General features: G+C 59.7%; 19 protein-coding genes. 11 read left to right on the top strand and 8 right to left on the bottom strand.

Features of this window, described 5'->3' with window-relative positions; translation table 11 throughout:
* The first annotated feature begins 25 nt into the window (after positions 1 to 25).
* Positions 26 to 742, top strand: coding sequence for an aminoacyl-tRNA hydrolase (gene pth / locus FHT84_RS14505; RefSeq protein WP_113251150.1), 717 nt, complete (start codon positions 26 to 28; stop codon positions 740 to 742).
* 1 nt (position 743) lies between these two features.
* The gene (locus tag FHT84_RS14500) at positions 744 to 1,223 is read left to right on the top strand and encodes a GNAT family N-acetyltransferase (protein WP_113251096.1); all 480 of its coding nucleotides are present in this window, start codon (positions 744 to 746) and stop codon (positions 1,221 to 1,223) included.
* A gap of 16 nt (positions 1,224 to 1,239) precedes the next feature.
* Here FHT84_RS14500 and clpS read toward each other — a convergent pair whose 3' ends face one another.
* Positions 1,240 to 1,551, bottom strand: a complete 312-nt coding sequence (gene clpS, locus FHT84_RS14495; protein WP_112340697.1) for an ATP-dependent Clp protease adapter ClpS — start codon at positions 1,549 to 1,551, stop codon at positions 1,240 to 1,242.
* Positions 1,552 to 1,786: 235 nt separating this feature from the next.
* Between clpS and ychF the strand changes: the two genes are divergently transcribed.
* The 3 genes from ychF to FHT84_RS14480 all read left to right on the top strand — a co-directional run bounded on the left by ychF (position 1,787) and on the right by FHT84_RS14480 (position 3,957).
* Positions 1,787 to 2,890: a redox-regulated ATPase YchF gene (gene ychF / locus FHT84_RS14490; protein WP_069612665.1), complete on the top strand. Its 1,104-nt coding sequence runs from the start codon at positions 1,787 to 1,789 to the stop codon at positions 2,888 to 2,890.
* A 138-nt stretch (positions 2,891 to 3,028) separates the two neighbouring features.
* Positions 3,029 to 3,493 carry a MaoC family dehydratase gene (locus tag FHT84_RS14485; RefSeq protein ID WP_112340696.1) on the top strand — a complete coding sequence of 155 codons (465 nt, stop codon included), beginning with the start codon at positions 3,029 to 3,031 and terminating at the stop codon, positions 3,491 to 3,493.
* On the top strand, positions 3,490 to 3,957 hold the full coding sequence (locus FHT84_RS14480; protein ID WP_113251095.1) for a MaoC family dehydratase: 468 nt from the start codon (positions 3,490 to 3,492) through the stop codon (positions 3,955 to 3,957). The genes FHT84_RS14485 and FHT84_RS14480 overlap by 4 nt, the downstream gene beginning before the upstream one ends.
* Before the next feature lie 47 nt (positions 3,958 to 4,004).
* Here the strand turns inward: FHT84_RS14480 and FHT84_RS14475 are convergent, their stop codons facing one another.
* The 4 genes from FHT84_RS14475 to petA all read right to left on the bottom strand — a co-directional run bounded on the left by FHT84_RS14475 (position 4,005) and on the right by petA (position 7,425).
* Positions 4,005 to 4,547, bottom strand: coding sequence for an adenine phosphoribosyltransferase (locus tag FHT84_RS14475; protein WP_113251094.1), 543 nt, complete (start codon positions 4,545 to 4,547; stop codon positions 4,005 to 4,007).
* Positions 4,548 to 4,663: 116 nt separating this feature from the next.
* Positions 4,664 to 5,530 carry a cytochrome c1 gene (locus FHT84_RS14470; protein ID WP_112340693.1) on the bottom strand — a complete coding sequence of 289 codons (867 nt, stop codon included), beginning with the start codon at positions 5,528 to 5,530 and terminating at the stop codon, positions 4,664 to 4,666.
* A 21-nt stretch (positions 5,531 to 5,551) separates the two neighbouring features.
* Complete coding sequence (locus FHT84_RS14465; RefSeq protein WP_112340692.1) at positions 5,552 to 6,832, bottom strand: cytochrome b N-terminal domain-containing protein; 1,281 nt, start codon at positions 6,830 to 6,832, stop codon at positions 5,552 to 5,554.
* Positions 6,833 to 6,846: 14 nt separating this feature from the next.
* Entirely contained in the window at positions 6,847 to 7,425 is a 579-nt protein-coding gene (petA, locus tag FHT84_RS14460; RefSeq protein WP_112340691.1) for a ubiquinol-cytochrome c reductase iron-sulfur subunit, read from the bottom strand.
* 468 nt (positions 7,426 to 7,893) lie between these two features.
* Here petA and FHT84_RS14455 point away from each other — a divergent pair, with 468 nt between their 5' ends.
* Positions 7,894 to 8,865, top strand: coding sequence for an endonuclease/exonuclease/phosphatase family protein (locus FHT84_RS14455; RefSeq protein ID WP_113251093.1), 972 nt, complete (start codon positions 7,894 to 7,896; stop codon positions 8,863 to 8,865).
* Positions 8,866 to 8,877: 12 nt separating this feature from the next.
* On the opposite strand, the gene FHT84_RS14450 is transcribed toward FHT84_RS14455, so the two are convergent.
* The gene (locus FHT84_RS14450; protein WP_112340733.1) at positions 8,878 to 10,740 is read right to left on the bottom strand and encodes an ABC transporter ATP-binding protein; all 1,863 of its coding nucleotides are present in this window, start codon (positions 10,738 to 10,740) and stop codon (positions 8,878 to 8,880) included.
* 206 nt (positions 10,741 to 10,946) lie between these two features.
* Between FHT84_RS14450 and FHT84_RS14445 the strand changes: the two genes are divergently transcribed.
* Both FHT84_RS14445 and FHT84_RS14440 read left to right on the top strand, forming a co-directional pair.
* Positions 10,947 to 11,222, top strand: a complete 276-nt coding sequence (locus FHT84_RS14445) for a ribbon-helix-helix domain-containing protein (protein ID WP_112340689.1) — start codon at positions 10,947 to 10,949, stop codon at positions 11,220 to 11,222.
* Complete coding sequence (locus FHT84_RS14440; RefSeq protein ID WP_113251149.1) at positions 11,222 to 11,497, top strand: type II toxin-antitoxin system RelE/ParE family toxin; 276 nt, start codon at positions 11,222 to 11,224, stop codon at positions 11,495 to 11,497. The genes FHT84_RS14445 and FHT84_RS14440 overlap by 1 nt, the downstream gene beginning before the upstream one ends.
* 41 nt (positions 11,498 to 11,538) lie before the next feature.
* Here the strand turns inward: FHT84_RS14440 and FHT84_RS14435 are convergent, their stop codons facing one another.
* Complete coding sequence (locus FHT84_RS14435; protein ID WP_112340688.1) at positions 11,539 to 13,392, bottom strand: ABC transporter ATP-binding protein; 1,854 nt, start codon at positions 13,390 to 13,392, stop codon at positions 11,539 to 11,541.
* Positions 13,393 to 13,785: 393 nt separating this feature from the next.
* On the opposite strand from FHT84_RS14435, the gene FHT84_RS14430 reads away from it, so the two are divergent.
* Together FHT84_RS14430 and FHT84_RS14425 are read left to right on the top strand one after the other, a co-directional pair.
* Positions 13,786 to 14,277, top strand: coding sequence for a tRNA (cytidine(34)-2'-O)-methyltransferase (locus tag FHT84_RS14430; RefSeq protein ID WP_112340687.1), 492 nt, complete (start codon positions 13,786 to 13,788; stop codon positions 14,275 to 14,277).
* A gap of 94 nt (positions 14,278 to 14,371) precedes the next feature.
* Entirely contained in the window at positions 14,372 to 15,529 is a 1,158-nt protein-coding gene (locus tag FHT84_RS14425) for a hypothetical protein (RefSeq protein WP_112340686.1), read from the top strand.
* An 88-nt stretch (positions 15,530 to 15,617) separates the two neighbouring features.
* Here FHT84_RS14425 and FHT84_RS14420 read toward each other — a convergent pair whose 3' ends face one another.
* Positions 15,618 to 15,878: a hypothetical protein gene (locus FHT84_RS14420; RefSeq protein ID WP_174718626.1), complete on the bottom strand. Its 261-nt coding sequence runs from the start codon at positions 15,876 to 15,878 to the stop codon at positions 15,618 to 15,620.
* A 171-nt stretch (positions 15,879 to 16,049) separates the two neighbouring features.
* On the opposite strand from FHT84_RS14420, the gene hemF reads away from it, so the two are divergent.
* Complete coding sequence (gene hemF, locus FHT84_RS14415) at positions 16,050 to 16,961, top strand: oxygen-dependent coproporphyrinogen oxidase (RefSeq protein ID WP_183762945.1); 912 nt, start codon at positions 16,050 to 16,052, stop codon at positions 16,959 to 16,961.
* The last annotated feature ends 121 nt before the right edge of the window (positions 16,962 to 17,082 follow it).

The following is a 17,082-nucleotide window of genomic DNA, read 5'->3' as shown; positions in this document are numbered from 1 at the left end:
CGATATTTTCCAAGGGGTGAAGCGCATGCTTCTCATCGCGGGCCTCGGCAATCCGGGCGCCAAATATCAGGGCAACCGCCACAATATCGGCTTCATGGCCGTGGATGCGATCTATCGCCGCCATAACTTTTCGCCTTGGTCGAAGAAGTTCAAGGCGGAGATTGCCGAAGGCGAGCTCGCCGGCCAGAAGGTGCTGCTCATCAAGCCGCAGACTTTCATGAATCTCTCGGGCGAAGCCGTTGGCGAAGCCATGCGCTTCTACAAGCTCCAACCCTCCGACCTCGTGGTGATCTACGACGAACTGGATCTGCCGGCGGCCAAGGCGCGGCTGAAGACCGGCGGCGGTCATGGCGGACACAACGGCATTAAATCGATCGACGCCCATTGCGGCAAGGACTATCGACGCCTGCGCCTCGGCATCGGTCATCCCGGTGTCAAGGAGCTGGTGCACAACCACGTTCTCGGCGATTTCGCCAAAGCGGACCAAAGCTGGCTGGAACCGCTGTTCGACGCACTTGCCGACAACGCCGACATGCTGGTGCGCGGCGAGGATTCGCAGCTGATGAACAAGATCGCGCTTGCCCTGGGCGGCAAGGCGGAAGAGGACAAGCCAAGGCCGGAGAAGAAGGCACCGGCCAAGTCCCATATCCATCAGGCACGCAATCACAGCCAGCCGAAGATTCCGGAAACCGGTCCCATGGCGGAAATGCTGAAGAGGATGTTCGGCAAGAAGGACAATTGAGATGTCGCAGACAGCCATCGAAGACGTCGCCAATCTCCCCATCAGGCCGGTTGCGATGGCGGACCTGCTGACGCTGCTTGCACTTTACCAGCACCTGAACGCGGAAGATCCGGTGCTGGAGCTAGGGCTGGCGGAGAGCCGCCTGGCGGAAATCCTTGCCCATCCCGGCATGACGATCCTCGCCGCCTTTGATGGCGACAAGGCCGTCTCTTCCGTGACGCTGACCGTCATCCCAAATCTCACGCGCGGCGGCGCGCCCTATGCCTTGATCGAGAATGTGGTGACCCACGCCGATTATCGGCGACGCGGTCTCGCCGGCACGGTCATCCGCAAGGCATTCGCAATCGCCTGGGAGAGGAACTGCTACAAGGTCATGCTGCTGACCGGCTCGAAAAATCCAGCAACGCTACGCTTCTATGCCAATTGCGGCTTCAAGCAGGACAAGACCGGCTTCCAGGTCCGCCGTACCTCGGCGACCTAACGGGTCGCAGTCATTCCTATTCTTCCGGCTCTGTCGTGAACATCAGCGGGAAACCGGCGCTCTTGGCAAGATCGACCGCCTCCTGCGCCTTCGTCTCGGCAATATCCCGCGCACAGACCATGACCACGCAAGTACCGAGCTTATGCGCCGTCATCATAACGCGATAGCCGGTCTCCTCGCTCATGCGGAAGACGGCCTTCAGCACCATGATCACGAATTCCCGCGGCGTATAATCGTCGTTCACGAGAATGATCTTATAGAGCTTCGGCCTTTCGACCTTGGGCTTGGTTTTAGGCTTTGGCTTCAGGACAACATCATTGTCACTCATCGGCATCACCGTTGACGACAGGGGAAAGAGTTTTGGGCTAATAGGGAGAAATTATAGTGCAGCGCACCACGCGGTTCAAGGACGACGGCATCTATTAAGGAAGGCAAAGGGGCATTCGAGCGACTCCCGCCTCCCTTTCGGCAGAAAAAAGCCTCCTTGCCCGCACAAGACTTGACCCGCAACGGCCCTTCCCCCATAGGCACTGCAAAGATTTTCAAGATATGGACAAGGTGCCATGGGTTTCAAATGCGGTATCGTCGGGCTGCCGAATGTCGGCAAGTCCACTCTGTTCAACGCGCTGACCAAGACGGCGGCGGCACAGGCGGCAAACTATCCGTTCTGTACCATCGAGCCGAACACGGGCGAAGTCGCCGTCCCCGACCCGCGCATGCGCAAGCTCGCCGACATCGCCAAGTCGAAGGAACTGATCCCGACGCGCATCTCCTTCGTCGATATTGCCGGCCTCGTGCGCGGCGCGTCAAAGGGTGAAGGCCTCGGCAACCAGTTCCTCGCCAATATCCGCGAGGTCGACGCCATCGTGCATGTGCTGCGCTGTTTCGAAGACAGCGACATCACCCATGTCGAGGGCCGCATCAATCCCGTCGCCGATGCCGAAACGATCGAGACCGAGCTGATGCTCGCCGATCTCGAGAGCCTTGAGCGCCGTACCGAGCAGACGCGCAAGCGCGCCACCGGCAAGGACAAGGAATCCATGGCGATGCTGCCGATCATGGAAGCCTCGTTGAAGCTGCTTCAGGAAGGCAAGCCGGTGCGCACTCTGCTGTCGAAGCTTGATGCCGAAGAGATCCGCATTCTCAAGAGCCTGAACCTTCTGACCTCGCACCCGGTGCTCTACGTCTGCAACGTCGCCGAAGGTGATGCCGCGACCGGCAACGAGCATACGGCGGCCGTCGCCGCCATGGCCAAGGAGCAAAATTCGGAAGTCGTCATCATTTCCGCCGCCATCGAGGCGGAAGTGGCGCAGCTGCCCGACGAAGAGGCGAAGGAATTCCTCTCCGCGCTCGGCCTCGATGAAGCTGGCCTCGACCGCCTGATCCGCGCAGGTTACAAGCTCCTGCACCTCATCACCTATTTCACCGTGGGACCGAAGGAAACGCGCGCCTGGACCATCGAACAGGGCACGAAGGCGCCGCAGGCCGCCGGCGTCATCCATTCGGATTTCGAACGCGGCTTCATCCGCGCCAACACGATCGCCTATGACGATTACATCGCCTACAATGGCGAGACCGGCGCCAAGGAAGCTGGCAAGGCGCGCGACGAAGGCAAGGAATACGTCGTCCAGGACGGCGACGTCATCCACTTCCGCTTCAACACCTGATTGCTTTTCGGCTGCCGGCGCCCACCGGAGCGCCGGCTCAGCTGCAGATCTTTGCCCTCCCTGCGACCACGAAAATGCTTGCGCCATCGCCACCCAGATGCGATGGCCCATAGGCAGAATGGGAGGATGGAAGGAAAGATGACGAAACTCGTCTATGAAGACTTTCAGCCGGGACGGGAATTTCCGCTCGGCCCTAGACATGTGATGGCGGCGGAGATCATAGAATTCGCTAGTGAATTCGACCCTCAACCGATGCATCTGGATGAGGAGGCAGGCCGCGCCAGTATTCTCGGCGGCCTCGCAGCCTCCGGCTGGCATACTTCATCCATGTTCATGCGCATGATGTGCGATTCCTACCTCCTCGCTACCGACGCGCAGGGTGCGCCTGGTATTGATTTCATGGAATGGAAGAAGCCGGTTCTGGCCGGAGATACTCTCTCAGGCCGGTCCATCGTCGTCGAGATACGCCCCATGCGCTCTCGTCCAGGCATCGGCATCGTCAAGTTTCGCCATGAGGTCGAGAACCAGCGCGGCGAGCTCGTCTGCCTCGGAGAGAACGCGGTCATGATCCGCATGCGCAGCGTCGCGGAGGTTTCGGCATGAAGTTGAGCGACGTCTACGCTGTCGGCGAACGCATCGACATCGGCAGCCATACCTTCACGCCGGAGGGCATCATCCATTTTGCCTCGCGCTTCGATCCGCAGATCTTCCACATGGATGCTGAAGCGGCAAAGCAATCCCTATTCGGCGGGCTCTGCGCCTCCGGTTGGCATAGTTGCTCCATGTGGATGCGCACTTTCGTCGATTACTGGAAGTCCGAGACCGCACGGCTGATCGCCGAGGGCAAGACGCCGCCCAATCTCGGTCCCTCTCCGGGGTTCAAGAACCTGCAATGGCTAAGGCCGGTCTTTGCCGGCGACACGATCAGCTATGGCGTTGCGATCCTCGGCAGCCGGCCACTCGCCTCGCGCCCCGGCTGGGCGCTCTACACACTCAGCTGCGATGGCATAAATCAGCATGGCGTCCCGGCCCTGCGCTTCGAAAGCACCGTGCTGGCCTTCGAATAGCGGCCGGCGGTGCCGTCGACGCGGCCCCGCCAGTCTAACGAGCATACTCAGTGTCCGGCGAATTCCACCAGGGTATGAACCGGCACATCGAGCTCTTCGAGCTTCTTGCGGCCGCCGAGATCAGGCAAATCGATCACGAAGCAGGCGGCAACCACTTCGGCTCCGATCTGCCGCAGAAGCTTCGTCGCGCCGACGGCGGTGCCGCCCGTTGCGATGAGATCGTCCACGAGAATGACCCTCTCGCCCGGATTGACGGCATCGCGATGCATCTCCATCTCGTCCACCCCATATTCCAAGCTGTAGGCGATGCGGACGATATCGTGCGGCAGCTTGCCCTTCTTGCGGATCGGCACGAAGCCGGATGACAGCTGATGCGCCACCGCGCCGCCCAGAATGAAGCCGCGCGCCTCCATTCCAGCGACCTTGTCGATCTTCGTGCCGGCGTAGGGCTGCACCAGCGCATCGACAGCACGGCGGAATGCCCTGGCGTCGCCAAGCATCGTGGTGATGTCGCGGAAGATGATACCGGGTTTGGGATAATCCGGAATGGAGCGGATGCTGGCAGCGAGCTCCGAAGCAATGGTGTTCATGAAATACGTACTCTCAGGCTATGATAGGGCCGGCCGCACCCTATCAAGACCAGCGCTCCATACCAACAAAAAAGGCGGCCTCGACGGGCCGCCTTTTCGTTGAAGCATCACAATACTCAGTGAGCGCCGGCTTTGGCATAGACGGAGCGCTTGGTAAGATAGATCAATATCGAGAAGATCAGCAGGAACACCATGACCATGAAGCCGAGATGCTTACGGTCTTCCAGATGCGGTTCGGATGTCCACATCAGGAATGCGGACACATCGCGCGCATACTGATCGACGGTCTGCGGCGCGCCATCGTCGTAGGTTACCTGTCCATCCGAAAGCGGCTTCGGCATCGCAAAGGTCGCGGCCGCATCGAAATACGGATTGTAGTGCGAGTTCTGCGGCACCTTGAAGCCAGCCGGCGGCTCTTCATAGCCAGTCAGCAGCGAGTAGATATAGTCCGGGCCGCCTTCCTGATACTGAGTGAAGATATCGAAGATGAACTGCGGGAAGCCGCGTTCGACTTCACGCGCCTTGGCAAGCAGCGACATGTCAGGCGGCACCGCTCCGTTATTGGAGGCCGCAGCAGCCTCGTCGTTCGGGAACGGCGAGTTGAAATGGTCCGACGGAAGTGCCTTGCGGGTGAACATCTCGCCCTGGGGGTTTGGCCCGTCCTGCACTTCATAATTGGCGGCGAAGGCCTTCACCTGGGCTTCCGTATAGCCGAGGTCTTCCAGCGTGCGGTAAGCCACCAGCTTCATCGAATGGCAGGCGGAACAGACTTCCGTATAGACCTTGAGACCACGCTGCAGCTGGGCCTTGTCGTAATAGCCGAACGGGCCGGCGAAGGTCCAATGCTGCTCGCGCGGTTCCTTCAGCGGATAATGCGGCGTTTCGTTCTCTGCGGCTGGTTTCGTCTCCGCCGCCATGGCGGCTACCGTCATGGAGCCGCCGATCAGGGCAAGCGAGAGAAGGCCGGCAACAATCTTTTTCATCGTTTTCTTCCTTCCAACCGCTCAGGCGCTCATCGCGACGGCGTCTTTTTTATTGACGCCCTGCTTTTCAAGAACCGCCTCCGTAATCGAATTCGGAATGCGCCTCGGTGTCTCGACTATGCCAAGCACCGGCATGACGACGAGGAAGAACAGGAAGTAGAACAGCGTCGCGAACTGCGCGGCCGTGGTGTAGATGCCTTCCGCCGGCTGCGAGCCGAGCCAGCCGAGCAGGACGGCGTCGGCAATGAACAGCCAGAAGAACAGCTTGTACCACGGGCGATAGACGGCCGAACGAACCTTCGACGTATCGAGCCACGGCAGGAAGAACAGCACGATGATCGCGCCGAACATCGTCAAGACACCGCCGAGCTTGGAATCGATCGGCCCGATGTTGAAGGTGATCGAGCGCAGCATCGCGTAGAACGGCAGGAAGTACCACTCCGGAACGATGTGGGCCGGCGTCTTCAGCGGATTGGCCGCAATGTAATTGTCGGCGTGGCCGAGGAAGTTCGGCAGGTAGAAGACGAAATAGGCGAAGACCAGCAGGAAGATGGAGACGCCGAGTGCGTCCTTCAGCGTCGCATAGGGCGTGAAGGCCACTGTATCCGTCTTCAGCTTGACTTCGACGCCGGTGGGGTTCGTCTGGCCGGTCACATGCAGCGCCCAGATGTGCAGGATGACAACACCAGCAATCATGAACGGCAGCAGGTAGTGCAGCGAGAAGAAGCGGTTGAGCGTCGGATCGTCGACGGCAAAGCCGCCGAGCAGGAAGGTCTGGATCCAGTCGCCGACCCATGGAAAGGCCGAGAAGAAACCGGTGATAACAGTCGCACCCCAGAAGGACATCTGACCCCAGGGCAGTACGTAGCCCATGAAGGCAGTCGCCATCATCAGCAGGTAGATGATCACGCCGAGAATCCAGAGGATTTCGCGCGGCGCCTTGTACGAGCCGTAGTAGAGACCGCGGGCGATATGGAGATAGACGGCCACGAAGAAGAAGGACGCGCCGTTGGCATGCATGTAGCGCAGAAGCCAGCCGTGGTTGACGTCGCGGACGATCTTTTCGACCGAATTGAAGGCGATCGCCGTATTGGCCGCATAATGCATGGCAAGAACGACACCGGTCAGGATCTGCAAAAGCAGCATGACGGAGAGCATGGCGCCGAACGTATAGGCATAGTTCAGATTGCGCGGGACCGGATAGGCGATGAAACTATCATAGACCATACGCGGCAGCGGAAGCCGCGCGTCGACCCATTTTTCGAGCCCTGTGGATGGCTCGTAAGACGAATGACCACTCATGATTCAGCTCCCCCTCAACCGACCTTGATCTTCTTTTCCGACGTAAACGCATATTGCGGTATGAAGAGGTTCTGCGGCGCAGGCCCATGGCGGATGCGACCGGCGGTATCGTAGACCGAACCATGGCAGGGACAGAACCACCCGCCATATTCACCTGCCTGGCCGAGCGGGATGCAACCCAGATGGGTGCAGACGCCGATCATGACGAGCCAGTTTTCCTTGCCCTCGCCGGCCGAACGGGCAACGTCGGTTGCCTGTGCATCGGACGGAAGATTGGCGTTGCGAGCGATCGGATCCTTCAGATCCGAAAGCTGCGTGCCCTTGGCATCGTCGATTTCTTTCTGCGTGCGGTTGCGGATGAAGACGGGCTTGCCCCGCCACTTCACGGTCAGGGACATGCCAGGCTCCAGGCTCGACACGTCGACTTCGATGGATGCAAGAGCGAGTGTCGATGCGTCCGGCCGCATCTGGTCGATAAACGGCCATGCGACGGCAGCTGCACCCACCGCGCCGGCCATGCCTGTCGTCAAATAAAGGAAATCGCGACGAGTCGGCTCGCCGGTGGAATCAACTGTCGTACTATGCTCGCTCAAGGCTGCACATCCTCTTCCCGCAAACCACGGCAAAACCGCGGTACCCCTCTCACTAACGGCGAATCAATGCGACCATAATTCCGCCATAGATTCCTCCGTAACCCGCTGCGTTCTAAGCTTGATCGCAAATTATGTCCAGTCTTGGCAAGGGGAGAGGGCACAATGTCGCGGCAAAATCGCGCTATTGCGTCGCAGGTTCGAAGCTCAAGCTCCCCCTCCCGGCAGCGTGAAGGTTAAGCGCATGAAAAAACAGTGGATTCATATAGTATTCCTTCCTGCCGCATCGCAAAATAAGCAATAATTTCAATGCTGCAGCGCAAAAGTCCGCGTGATCATCGCAGCTTTGTCCATCGTCAGCATGAGCCTTTACCTCTTAAAACCAAATAGATTTGTCTTGCGATTTGTGGACGATTGTCACTGTTGCCTTGTGCCGTCAAAACATCGGAACATGAAGCACGAGAACTTGCCATGAGACACACGATTTATTGCGTTCTGTGCGTTCTCGCCACGCTGGCGCTGGGAATCCTTGCGGCGCGCTATATCGCCGATTCCTGGTTGCTGGCCTTCTTCGAAAGCCTGCAGACCCACGTGAGCCTCTTTGCGATCCTGCTTGCCTTGATCGCATTCGTCTTCAAGCGTCACTGGTACGCGCTGTTCCTGACGGCGGCCGGAACCGTGCTGCTGGTCCATTCGCTCCTCATGCTCCAGGAATACGCAGCGTCTTCCCTCCTCGCCTCGGCAGAGGCAGGTGGCAAAAATTTCAGGCTCCTATCCTTCAACATCGAGGATAGCAATTTCGAAAACGGCGCCCGCATCGCCGATTTCGTTATCACCTCGAAAGCCGATGTCGTCGAAATTTTTGAGGCGGGGCCAATCCTTTCCGAGATGGACCGCATCACCAAGGTCTATCCTTACCGCATCGGTTGCGGCGTAATGACCACCGATTGCGACTCCCTGCTGCTGTCGAAAAGGCCGTTCCAAAGTCAGCTGATGCGCAGCCTCGGCAGCCTCTGGGACAATCGCTTCATTCTGGCCGCCATCGACATGGACGGCCAGCCCGTGAATTTCGCCTCGGTGCATCTGAGCAAACCCTATTTCGATGCATTCCACCAGATCGAACTCGGCCTCCTCGCTCCGGCCCTGAACGACGTGAAAGGGCCGTTGATTCTCGCAGGAGATTTCAACGCGTCGGTCATCGCTCCCGACATGCGCGAGTTCCTGGCCGCGACGGGCCTTCGCCATGCCTTCCCCGAACCTGCGACCTGGCCGATCGCTTTAGGTGCCTACGGCGTCAGCATCGATCACGTCTTCGCCCGCGCGCCACTGAGGCTGATATCGGTCAAGCAGATTCGCAACGCTATGGGCTCGAACCATTTTGGCTTGATGACGGACTTCAGCGTGCCTCGCAGCGGTGGTTCAAACGACGCCGCGATCAATTAGGCCCGATGCCGGTCAATCGGCATCCACCGCGATGAAGCCGCCGGATTGACGGGCCCAGAGCTCGGAATAGAGGCCGCCGCGGGCAATCAGCTCGTCATGCGTCCCCTCTTCGATGATCTTGCCCTTGTCGATGACGATCAACCGGTCGAGCTTGGCGATGGTCGAGAGCCGGTGCGCGATGGCGAGAACCGTCTTGCCCTTCATCAGCACATCGAGGTTGGACTGCAGCACGGCCTCGGCCTCCGAATCCAGCGCCGATGTCGCCTCGTCGAGCACCAGAATCGGCGCGTCCTTCAGCATGACGCGCGCGATCGCGATGCGCTGGCGTTGGCCGCCTGAAAGCTTGACGCCGCGCTCACCGACATGGGCGGCATAGGCGGTGCGCCCCTTCTGATCCTCCAGAGCGGTGATGAAGCGATCCGCCTCGGCCTGCCGCGCCGCTTCCACCATCTGCTCGTCTGTGGCATCGGGACGGCCGAAAAGGATATTGTCGCGAATGGAGCGATTGAGCAGCGCCGTATCCTGCGTCACCATGCCGATCGCGCCGCGCAGAGATTCCTGCCGCACCGCGGCGATGTCCTGGCCGTCGATCAGGATATGGCCGCCCTCGAGATCATAGAAGCGCAGCAGCAGATTGACGAGCGTCGTCTTGCCCGCACCCGAGCGGCCGACGATGCCGACCTTCTCGCCGGCGGCGACGTTGAGGGAAAAATTGTCGATGACACCCCCGCCGCGCCCATAGTGAAAAGCCACATTGTCGAAACGGATTTCGGGGCCCGTGATCGTCAGGTCCCTGGCATCTGCCCGGTCGACAAGGCCAATCGGTTCGGAGATCATTTCGGCCGAATTCTGGATCGTGCCGAGGTTGCGCATGATGGCGTTGAATTGCGCCATCATGCGGCCGAAGAGCATGTTCAACCGCAGCACCATGCTGAGTGTGAAGGCGACGCCGCCGGTCGAAATTTCGCCCGATAGCCAGAGATGGACAGCCAGCGCGCCGATGGTGGTGATCATGACGCCGGAGAGCAGCGCAAGCGACGAACGCACGCCGGTCAGCAATCGCGTAAACGGCATGACGGCCGCCTGAAAGCGGTCGAAGCCATTGCGGATGTAATAGTCGTTCTGTTCTTCGCGGCCGAAGAGCTTCAGCGTCTGAATGTTGGCATAGGCATCGACCATGCGGCCGTTCAGCATCGATGACGCTTCGGCCGCATTGCGCGCATGCCTGCGGATGCGCGGCACGAAATAGCGCGCAAGCATGGAGAAGACACCGATCCAGACCGCGATCACAAGTGCAAGCCGCCAATCCAGTCCGCCGACCAGCGCGATGGTCGATGCCGCATAGATGATGATGAACCAGACGACCTGCAGCAGCGAGACAACGAGATCGCCCGTCGCCTGCCCTGCCGACCAGACCTTGGTGACGACGCGGCCGGAAAAATCGTTCTGGAAGAATTCGACGGATTGTCTCGCCACATGCCGGTAGGCCTGCCAGCGCACGAGGTTGAGAAACCCCGGCACGACCACCTGCTCCTCGACCAATGCACCGAGGCTGACCACCACGAAACGCACGACAAGGACGACGAAAACCATGCCGAGCAGCGTCGCGCCGTGGCCGGCAAGCAGCCCGCTCCACCCCTCGCCCGGCTTCACCTTGTCAAGGATATCAACGAGATGGCCGACGAACCAGAACAGCGCCGCTTCGAGCATGGCGACGGCCCCGCCGAGCGCCGCCATCGCCAGGAAAGGCCCCTTGGCCTGGCTGACATAATACCAGATGAACGCGCCGAGCGACCGCGGCGGCCGGAGATCGCCGCTGCGGTAATAGGGATCAATCCAGGTCTCGAAGAGACGGTATACGGAGCGGATGAGCATGCCAGCGATATAGGGAATTTTGAGACACACGCAAACTCACGGCGTGCCGCAGAAAGGCTTATATTTTCTTCATGTTCAGCCGCGCACTTGAGTTCCGTTCGTCATCGGTGATTTAATCAACCTTAATCAGAAAGATTGAATCCGATAAAATCTATACAAAATCTATCATTCGCCTATTTTATAGCAAGGGATAGGACGCGATCGAAATGAACAACAAGACGGCCGATACGAAAGTTCTGACGACACATGTTCCGCTGTCGTTGGCGGAAAAAGTTGACCAGATAGCCGCTCGGCTGGAGCGCTCCCGGGGATGGATCGTGAAGCAAGCACTCAATGACTGGGTCGCTCTGCAGGAAGAGCGTCACAGGCTGACACTTGAAGCACTGGCCGATGTGGATGCCGGGAATGTTGTCGACCATCAGCTTATTGGGGATTGGGTGCGCAGCTTGGGCACGTCGGAAGACGAGGCTCAATCCCGTTGATCGAAATCAAGTGGACTGCGAAAGCACAATCCGATTTGATCCGCGTCTACGACTTTCTGGCACCGGTCAACAGGCCTGCGGCAATCAGAGCCGCACAAACTCTTTCATCCGCTCCGCCGCAGCTCCTTCAGCATCCGCGCATCGGGGAAAGACTTGAAGAATTCGAGCCTCGCGACGTCAGGCGCATCCTGGTAAGCGCTTATGAAATGCGCTACGAAATTGCAGGCTCGACTGTTTTCATTCTGCGCATATGGCACGGACGAGAAGATCGTTGAAACAATGATGGGGCGCCGTGGCGCCCCAGCTCTCCGATTCATTATTGCGCAGCCGCCTCGACCTCTTCGTGGTCGGCGAGGAAGCCACCCGATTGCCGGCTCCAGAGTTCGGCATAGATGCCGCCCTCCTGGACCAGTTCCTGATGCGTGCCCATCTCGATGATCCGGCCCTTGTCGAGGACGACGAGGCGGTCCATCTCTGTCAGGGTCGACAGGCGGTGGGCGATGGCGATCACCGTCTTGCCGTGCATCAGCGCGAAGAGGTTTTCCTGGATCGCCGCTTCCACTTCGGAATCGAGCGCCGAGGTTGCCTCGTCGAGTACCAGGATCGGCGCGTCCTTCAGGAAGACGCGGGCAATCGCGATACGCTGGCGCTGGCCACCGGAAAGCTTGACGCCGCGCTCGCCGACCTGCGCGTCGAGCCCGGTGCGGCCATGCATATCCACCAGACCTTCGATGAAGTCCCAGGCATTGGCGCGCTTGGCCGCCTGGATGATGTCCTCGTCGGTCGCGTCCGGACGGCCGTAGGCGATGTTGTCGCGGATCGAGCGGTGCAGCAGCGATGTGTCCTGCGTCACCACGCCGATCATCGAGCGAAGGCTGTCCTGCGTTACCCCGGCAATATCGTGGCCGTCGATGGTGATGCGACCGCCCTCCAGATCGTAGAAGCGCAGCAGCAAGTTCATCAGCGTCGTCTTGCCGGCACCGGAACGGCCGACAAGACCGACCTTTTCGCCCGCGCGGATATCGAGGGTCAGGTCTTCCATGACACCCTTCGCCTTGCCGTAATGGAAGCGAATGTGGTCGAAGCGGATCGCACCCTGCTTGGCCACGATTGGCGATGCCGCCGGCTTGTCGACGATATCGTGCGGCTTCGTCATCATCTCCATGCCGTCATAGACGGTGCCGATATTTTCGAAGAGCGCCGAAACCTCCCACATCACCCACTGCGACATGCCGTTGACGCGCATGGCAAGGCCGATGGCAATGGCGATGGAGCCGACGGAGATCGAGCCGTTGAGCCAGAACCAGATCGACAGAGCCGAGACGATGAACAGTGCCGCGCAGTTGTTGAAATAGACCGAGGCGTGGAACAGCGTCACCTTGCGCATCTGCTTGTGCACGGTATCGAGGAATTCCTCCATGCCGGCCCTGGCATAGGTCTCCTCGCGGCCCGCATGGGAGAATAGCTTCACCGTGGCGATATTCGTGTAGCTGTCGACCACGCGGCCCGTCATCATCGATCGCGCATCGGCCTGTTGCGCTGCGATCTTGCGCAGCACCGGCACAAAGTAAGCGACGATGGCGACATAGACGCCGAGCCAGAGCAGGATCGGAATCATCAGCCGCCAGTCGGCTGCCGCGATGACGAGGATCATCGACAGGAAATAGGTGAAGACGTAGACGAAGACGTCGAGGATCTTCATGACCGTCTCGCGCACGGCAAGCGAGGTCTGCATCACCTTGGTGGCGACGCGGCCCGCAAACTCGTTGGCGAAGAAGGTCATGCTGTGGCGCAGCAGGAAGCGATGCATCTGCCAGCGCGCAATCATCGGATAGTTGCCGAGCAGCACCTGGTGCATGATGAAGCTGTCGAGGATCGCCGCAGCTGGCAAGCCGATCAGCACCATCGCCCCCATCCAGAACAGCTTGGGCCATTCCGTCTGCAGGAAGGTCGCCTTGTCTGCCTTCGTCAACCAGTCGACGATATCGCCGAGGAACTGGAACAGCGCCACCTCGCCGATAGCGATCGACATGGTGAGAATGCTCATGGCGATGAGCCACGGCAGCGCCGGCTTGGAATAATGCCAGCAGAAGGCGAAGAGGCCGCGCGGCGGCGTATCCGGCACTTCGCTCGGGAATGGATTTAGTCGGCGTTCGAACCAGCTAAACATTGAAATGCTCCAGAGACTCGACCCTTCGACCACCCACTGCGCTGAAAGATCGCAGACTCATATGGTGGCCGGAAGATAAAACAACGAGGCCAAGCCGGCCGCGCAATGACTTAAAGAAAGGGGGTACTTGCGAATACGCGCCTTGTAGCGCCAGTCAAATCCGTGTGTTCACGGCCTGGAGGCGCATTATCACAAACAAGATATCCATCTGTGCCTCCTTCTTTCGCAAGTTGTAGAGCGCACGTTTTTTAGCGCGACTTTTCCTGTTTGAAAAGCGAAATATGCCTGAAAAATGGGCTGAATCCTTCAATTCTCTTTATGGGAGAGATCACGGAAATGAAGGGTGCGCGAAAAATCTGAGACAAATCCAGGCGATTTCGCTAGTTGCAGCATATGACAAAACTGCGCATCGCCCTTTACCAACCCGACATTCCCGGCAACACCGGCACGATCCTGCGGCTCGCCGCCTGCCTCGGCCTCGGCGTCGACATTATCGAGCCGGCCGGCTTCGACATATCGGACCGCAATCTGAAGCGCGCCGGCATGGATTATCTTGCCACTGTCACCCTGACCAGACACGTCAATTGGGAGCGCTTCGAGGCATGGAGGCAGGAAAGCGGACGGCGGCTGGTGCTGGCCTCAACGAAGGCGGCCCAGCGCTACACGGATTTTGCTTACCGCGACGACGATATTCTCCTCTTCGGCCGCGAAAGCGCCGGTGTGCCGGAGCATGTGCATGAAAAGGCCGATGGCCGCGTGCTGATCCCCATGGTCGAGGGCCAACGCTCCATCAATGTTGCGATGTCAGCCGCCATGATATCGGGGGAAGCCTTGCGGCAAACGCAATGGCCGCCGCTTACCGCACCGGGGCCGCACCTGGCCTGAATGTCGCACCCGAATAGGCGTTGGCACGCCGGATAAAGTGTGAGAAGCTTCGCTCTGGAATGCTCTAACTCAGGCAGCCTTGACGAGGTGACCCATGTTCCAGACGGCATTCACGCTTTCCCTCACGCAGTTCGCACGTACATTGAGCCTTCCCGAGCGGCTCCAGCACTCCCCTTTGCGCAACCTCGCGCTGGAGGGCCTTCGCCAGCGCAACTTCGCTCTCGATGCGCTGTTTTACGACGTCAAGGTCATCACACCCGAGGAAGCCTTCTACATCAGCGACTCGCTCGCCGCCGAAGGCGCGATCCTGATCGTGCCGCCGAGCGGTCTTGGGGCGCTCACCCTCTGCGAAACCATCGATGAATTCGTCTTGCGCGGCGGCGGTAATGCCCGGGCGCTCGCAGTCGCCGGCATCGGCGGCTCCGCGCTCGGCGCGGCCGCCTTTGCCCGCAACGTGGCAGATGCGATCGACGCACCGGTCGCGGTCGTCGTCTCAGGCTACGGCATAGCCGATGCCATCACGGAAGCCTTCGGCGGATCGTTTTTCTTCGGTCATTTGAGGGGGCTGCGGCCGCTGCTTGAAAGCCTGGATGATCTTGCCGGCCGGCCCAAGGTTGGAGCGCAGCGCGATGGAACTGCTGCCCGCACCAGCCTGGACACCAGAACGGTGCAGGCGCTTCTTGCCGATCCCCGCCTCTCCTTCCCTCTGCTGGCGGGCCACTCCAAAGGCAATCTGGTCCTCTCTGCCGCCCTGCATAACCTCTCGAAGCAGGATGAGGGGCGGGTTGCGGAGCTGGCGCGGCATACCAAGATCGTGACGATCGGTACGCGCATCGCGATGCCATCGGCATTCACCGATGTCGTCGATGTCATGGGCGAGTGGGACTGGTTCGGCGAGATCAATTCCCGACGGTTCATCCGCGCCGATCAGCGCGTCGCGCATGCATGGCATCACACGAACACCGATTTGAGCGGCCACCTGCCGGTGACCATCACGCTGATGGAAATTCTTGCGGCATCGCCCGTCGCCGAAGATCGGAAAGCTGGAGAACACCAAGCTGCAACACTCGGTGCCGCGGCCGAACGGCCGGCAATACCAGAGACAAAGCCTCCCTCACCTCCGGCTCCAGCCAGTGGCAACACGACTGGGATCGAGAAGGTCAAGAAAGCTTTCTCCCCGTGGCCCATGCCAAGCGCTCAGCCGCCCGCGTTCGGTCCATCGGATGATCCGCCACCGCCCATGCCGCATTGAGCTCGCGACACATCGCCAGCACGCCTCGGAGAAACGGGAGCACGCTTCGGGAGCCATCACCCTCATGCGGGCGCCATGTCGTTCGGTTTCAGTCCGCCGATGGCAAGCGCCGCATGGTGAATTCGATGCGGTCGCCGTCGACCTGACGCCAGCTTTCGACTTCGGTCCAGTAGGCAGCTTTCGGGAATTCGGTGAACCATTCACGCGCCTTTTCACGCGCTTCGGGGCGACTGAGACAAAAGGTCTCGCGAACGAATTCACTCTTTCCACCGGCGGGATGGTCCTGCCGGTAACGGAATATTCTGCGTCTCAACCCATCAAGGGGCGGCGGTCCAGGTATCCTCATGATAAAACCTCGCCTTTGAGAGAGGGAACATAATACCGCATTGTGAAATTTGCGAGTCGATTCTCCTGCGACGTTGCTGCACTGGCTGCGCCGCAATCTTGCTGATATTCCAACTCACGATACATACAGCGCGAATCGCGGGCCGCCAGCTGCTCGCGCCGTCGGAGAGCATGAATGGAACGACCCAATCTTCCCAAAGGATTACCCGAGGATATTGAAGAGAAGAAAGAAGCAGCACGACATTGGTTCGAAAGCCTGCGCGACACGATCTGCGCGGAGTTCGAGCAGTTGGAGAACGAGCTGACCGGGCCCCTTTCCGACCAGGAGCCCGGCCGCTTCGTCGCCAAGGACTGGCAGAGAGACAAGGGCCAGGGCGGCGGCGGCCGCATGTCGATGATGGAAGGCCGCGTCTTCGAAAAGGTCGGCGTCCACACCTCGACGGTCTATGGCGAATTCTCTCCCGATTTCCGCAGCCAGATTCCGGGCGCCGAGGAAGATCCGCGCTTCTGGGCTTCGGGACTGTCGCTGATTGCCCATCCCGTCAATCCGAACGTGCCGACCGTGCACATGAACACCCGCATGGTGGTGACGACGAGCCAGTGGTTCGGCGGCGGCGCTGACCTGACGCCGATGCTCGAGCGCCGGCGCACGCAGGAAGATGCCGACAGCGCGCTCTTCCATCGCGCCATGCAGATCGTCTGCGACCGTCACGCCGTCGCGGACTATCAGCACTACAAGAGCTGGTGCGACGAATATTTCTTCCTGAAGCACCGCAACGAGCCGCGCGGTATCGGCGGCATCTTCTTCGACTGGCTGCATTCTTCGGAAGAAGCCGGCGGCTGGAATGCCGATTTTACCTTCACCCGCGACGTCGGCCGCGCCTTCACGATGGTCTACCCGCGCATCGTCCGCTCCAATTTCAACGAAACATGGACGGAAGAGGACCGTGACGAGCAATTAATTCGCCGCGGGCGCTATGTGGAGTTCAATTTGCTGTACGATAGGGGTACAATATTCGGACTAAAGACTGGCGGCAATGTGGAGTCCATTCTTTCGTCCCTGCCGCCGGTGGTGCGTTGGCCCTGATGCATGTCGCGCAAGTGTGGCGGCGTTTTGCGATAACGACATGCAAAAGCAGGCAATGCGGGGCGTAATGGGCGAGTGTGAAAAATCGCGATACGCTTTAGATATCCGACGGAGTTGATCG

This window comes from Rhizobium sp. BK289, from assembly GCF_014193575.1.
Taxonomy (GTDB): domain Bacteria; phylum Pseudomonadota; class Alphaproteobacteria; order Rhizobiales; family Rhizobiaceae; genus Rhizobium; species Rhizobium tropici_C.
This window is presented reverse-complemented; position numbering and strand designations above follow the sequence as displayed.

What these genes read in the sequence shown, in the direction of transcription:
- pth (WP_113251150.1), top strand. Translation starts at nt 26, where the DNA reads ATGCTTCTCATCGCGGGCCTCGGCAATCCGGGCGCCAAATATCAGGGC.
- FHT84_RS14500 (WP_113251096.1), top strand. Translation starts at nt 744, where the DNA reads ATGTCGCAGACAGCCATCGAAGACGTCGCCAATCTCCCCATCAGGCCG.
- clpS (WP_112340697.1), bottom strand. Translation starts at nt 1,551, where the DNA reads ATGAGTGACAATGATGTTGTCCTGAAGCCAAAGCCTAAAACCAAGCCC.
- ychF (WP_069612665.1), top strand. Translation starts at nt 1,787, where the DNA reads ATGGGTTTCAAATGCGGTATCGTCGGGCTGCCGAATGTCGGCAAGTCC.
- FHT84_RS14485 (WP_112340696.1), top strand. Translation starts at nt 3,029, where the DNA reads ATGACGAAACTCGTCTATGAAGACTTTCAGCCGGGACGGGAATTTCCG.
- FHT84_RS14480 (WP_113251095.1), top strand. Translation starts at nt 3,490, where the DNA reads ATGAAGTTGAGCGACGTCTACGCTGTCGGCGAACGCATCGACATCGGC.
- FHT84_RS14475 (WP_113251094.1), bottom strand. Translation starts at nt 4,547, where the DNA reads ATGAACACCATTGCTTCGGAGCTCGCTGCCAGCATCCGCTCCATTCCG.
- FHT84_RS14470 (WP_112340693.1), bottom strand. Translation starts at nt 5,530, where the DNA reads ATGAAAAAGATTGTTGCCGGCCTTCTCTCGCTTGCCCTGATCGGCGGC.
- FHT84_RS14465 (WP_112340692.1), bottom strand. Translation starts at nt 6,832, where the DNA reads ATGAGTGGTCATTCGTCTTACGAGCCATCCACAGGGCTCGAAAAATGG.
- FHT84_RS14455 (WP_113251093.1), top strand. Translation starts at nt 7,894, where the DNA reads ATGAGACACACGATTTATTGCGTTCTGTGCGTTCTCGCCACGCTGGCG.
- FHT84_RS14450 (WP_112340733.1), bottom strand. Translation starts at nt 10,740, where the DNA reads ATGCTCATCCGCTCCGTATACCGTCTCTTCGAGACCTGGATTGATCCC.
- FHT84_RS14445 (WP_112340689.1), top strand. Translation starts at nt 10,947, where the DNA reads ATGAACAACAAGACGGCCGATACGAAAGTTCTGACGACACATGTTCCG.
- FHT84_RS14435 (WP_112340688.1), bottom strand. Translation starts at nt 13,392, where the DNA reads ATGTTTAGCTGGTTCGAACGCCGACTAAATCCATTCCCGAGCGAAGTG.
- FHT84_RS14430 (WP_112340687.1), top strand. Translation starts at nt 13,786, where the DNA reads ATGACAAAACTGCGCATCGCCCTTTACCAACCCGACATTCCCGGCAAC.
- FHT84_RS14425 (WP_112340686.1), top strand. Translation starts at nt 14,372, where the DNA reads ATGTTCCAGACGGCATTCACGCTTTCCCTCACGCAGTTCGCACGTACA.
- hemF (WP_183762945.1), top strand. Translation starts at nt 16,050, where the DNA reads ATGGAACGACCCAATCTTCCCAAAGGATTACCCGAGGATATTGAAGAG.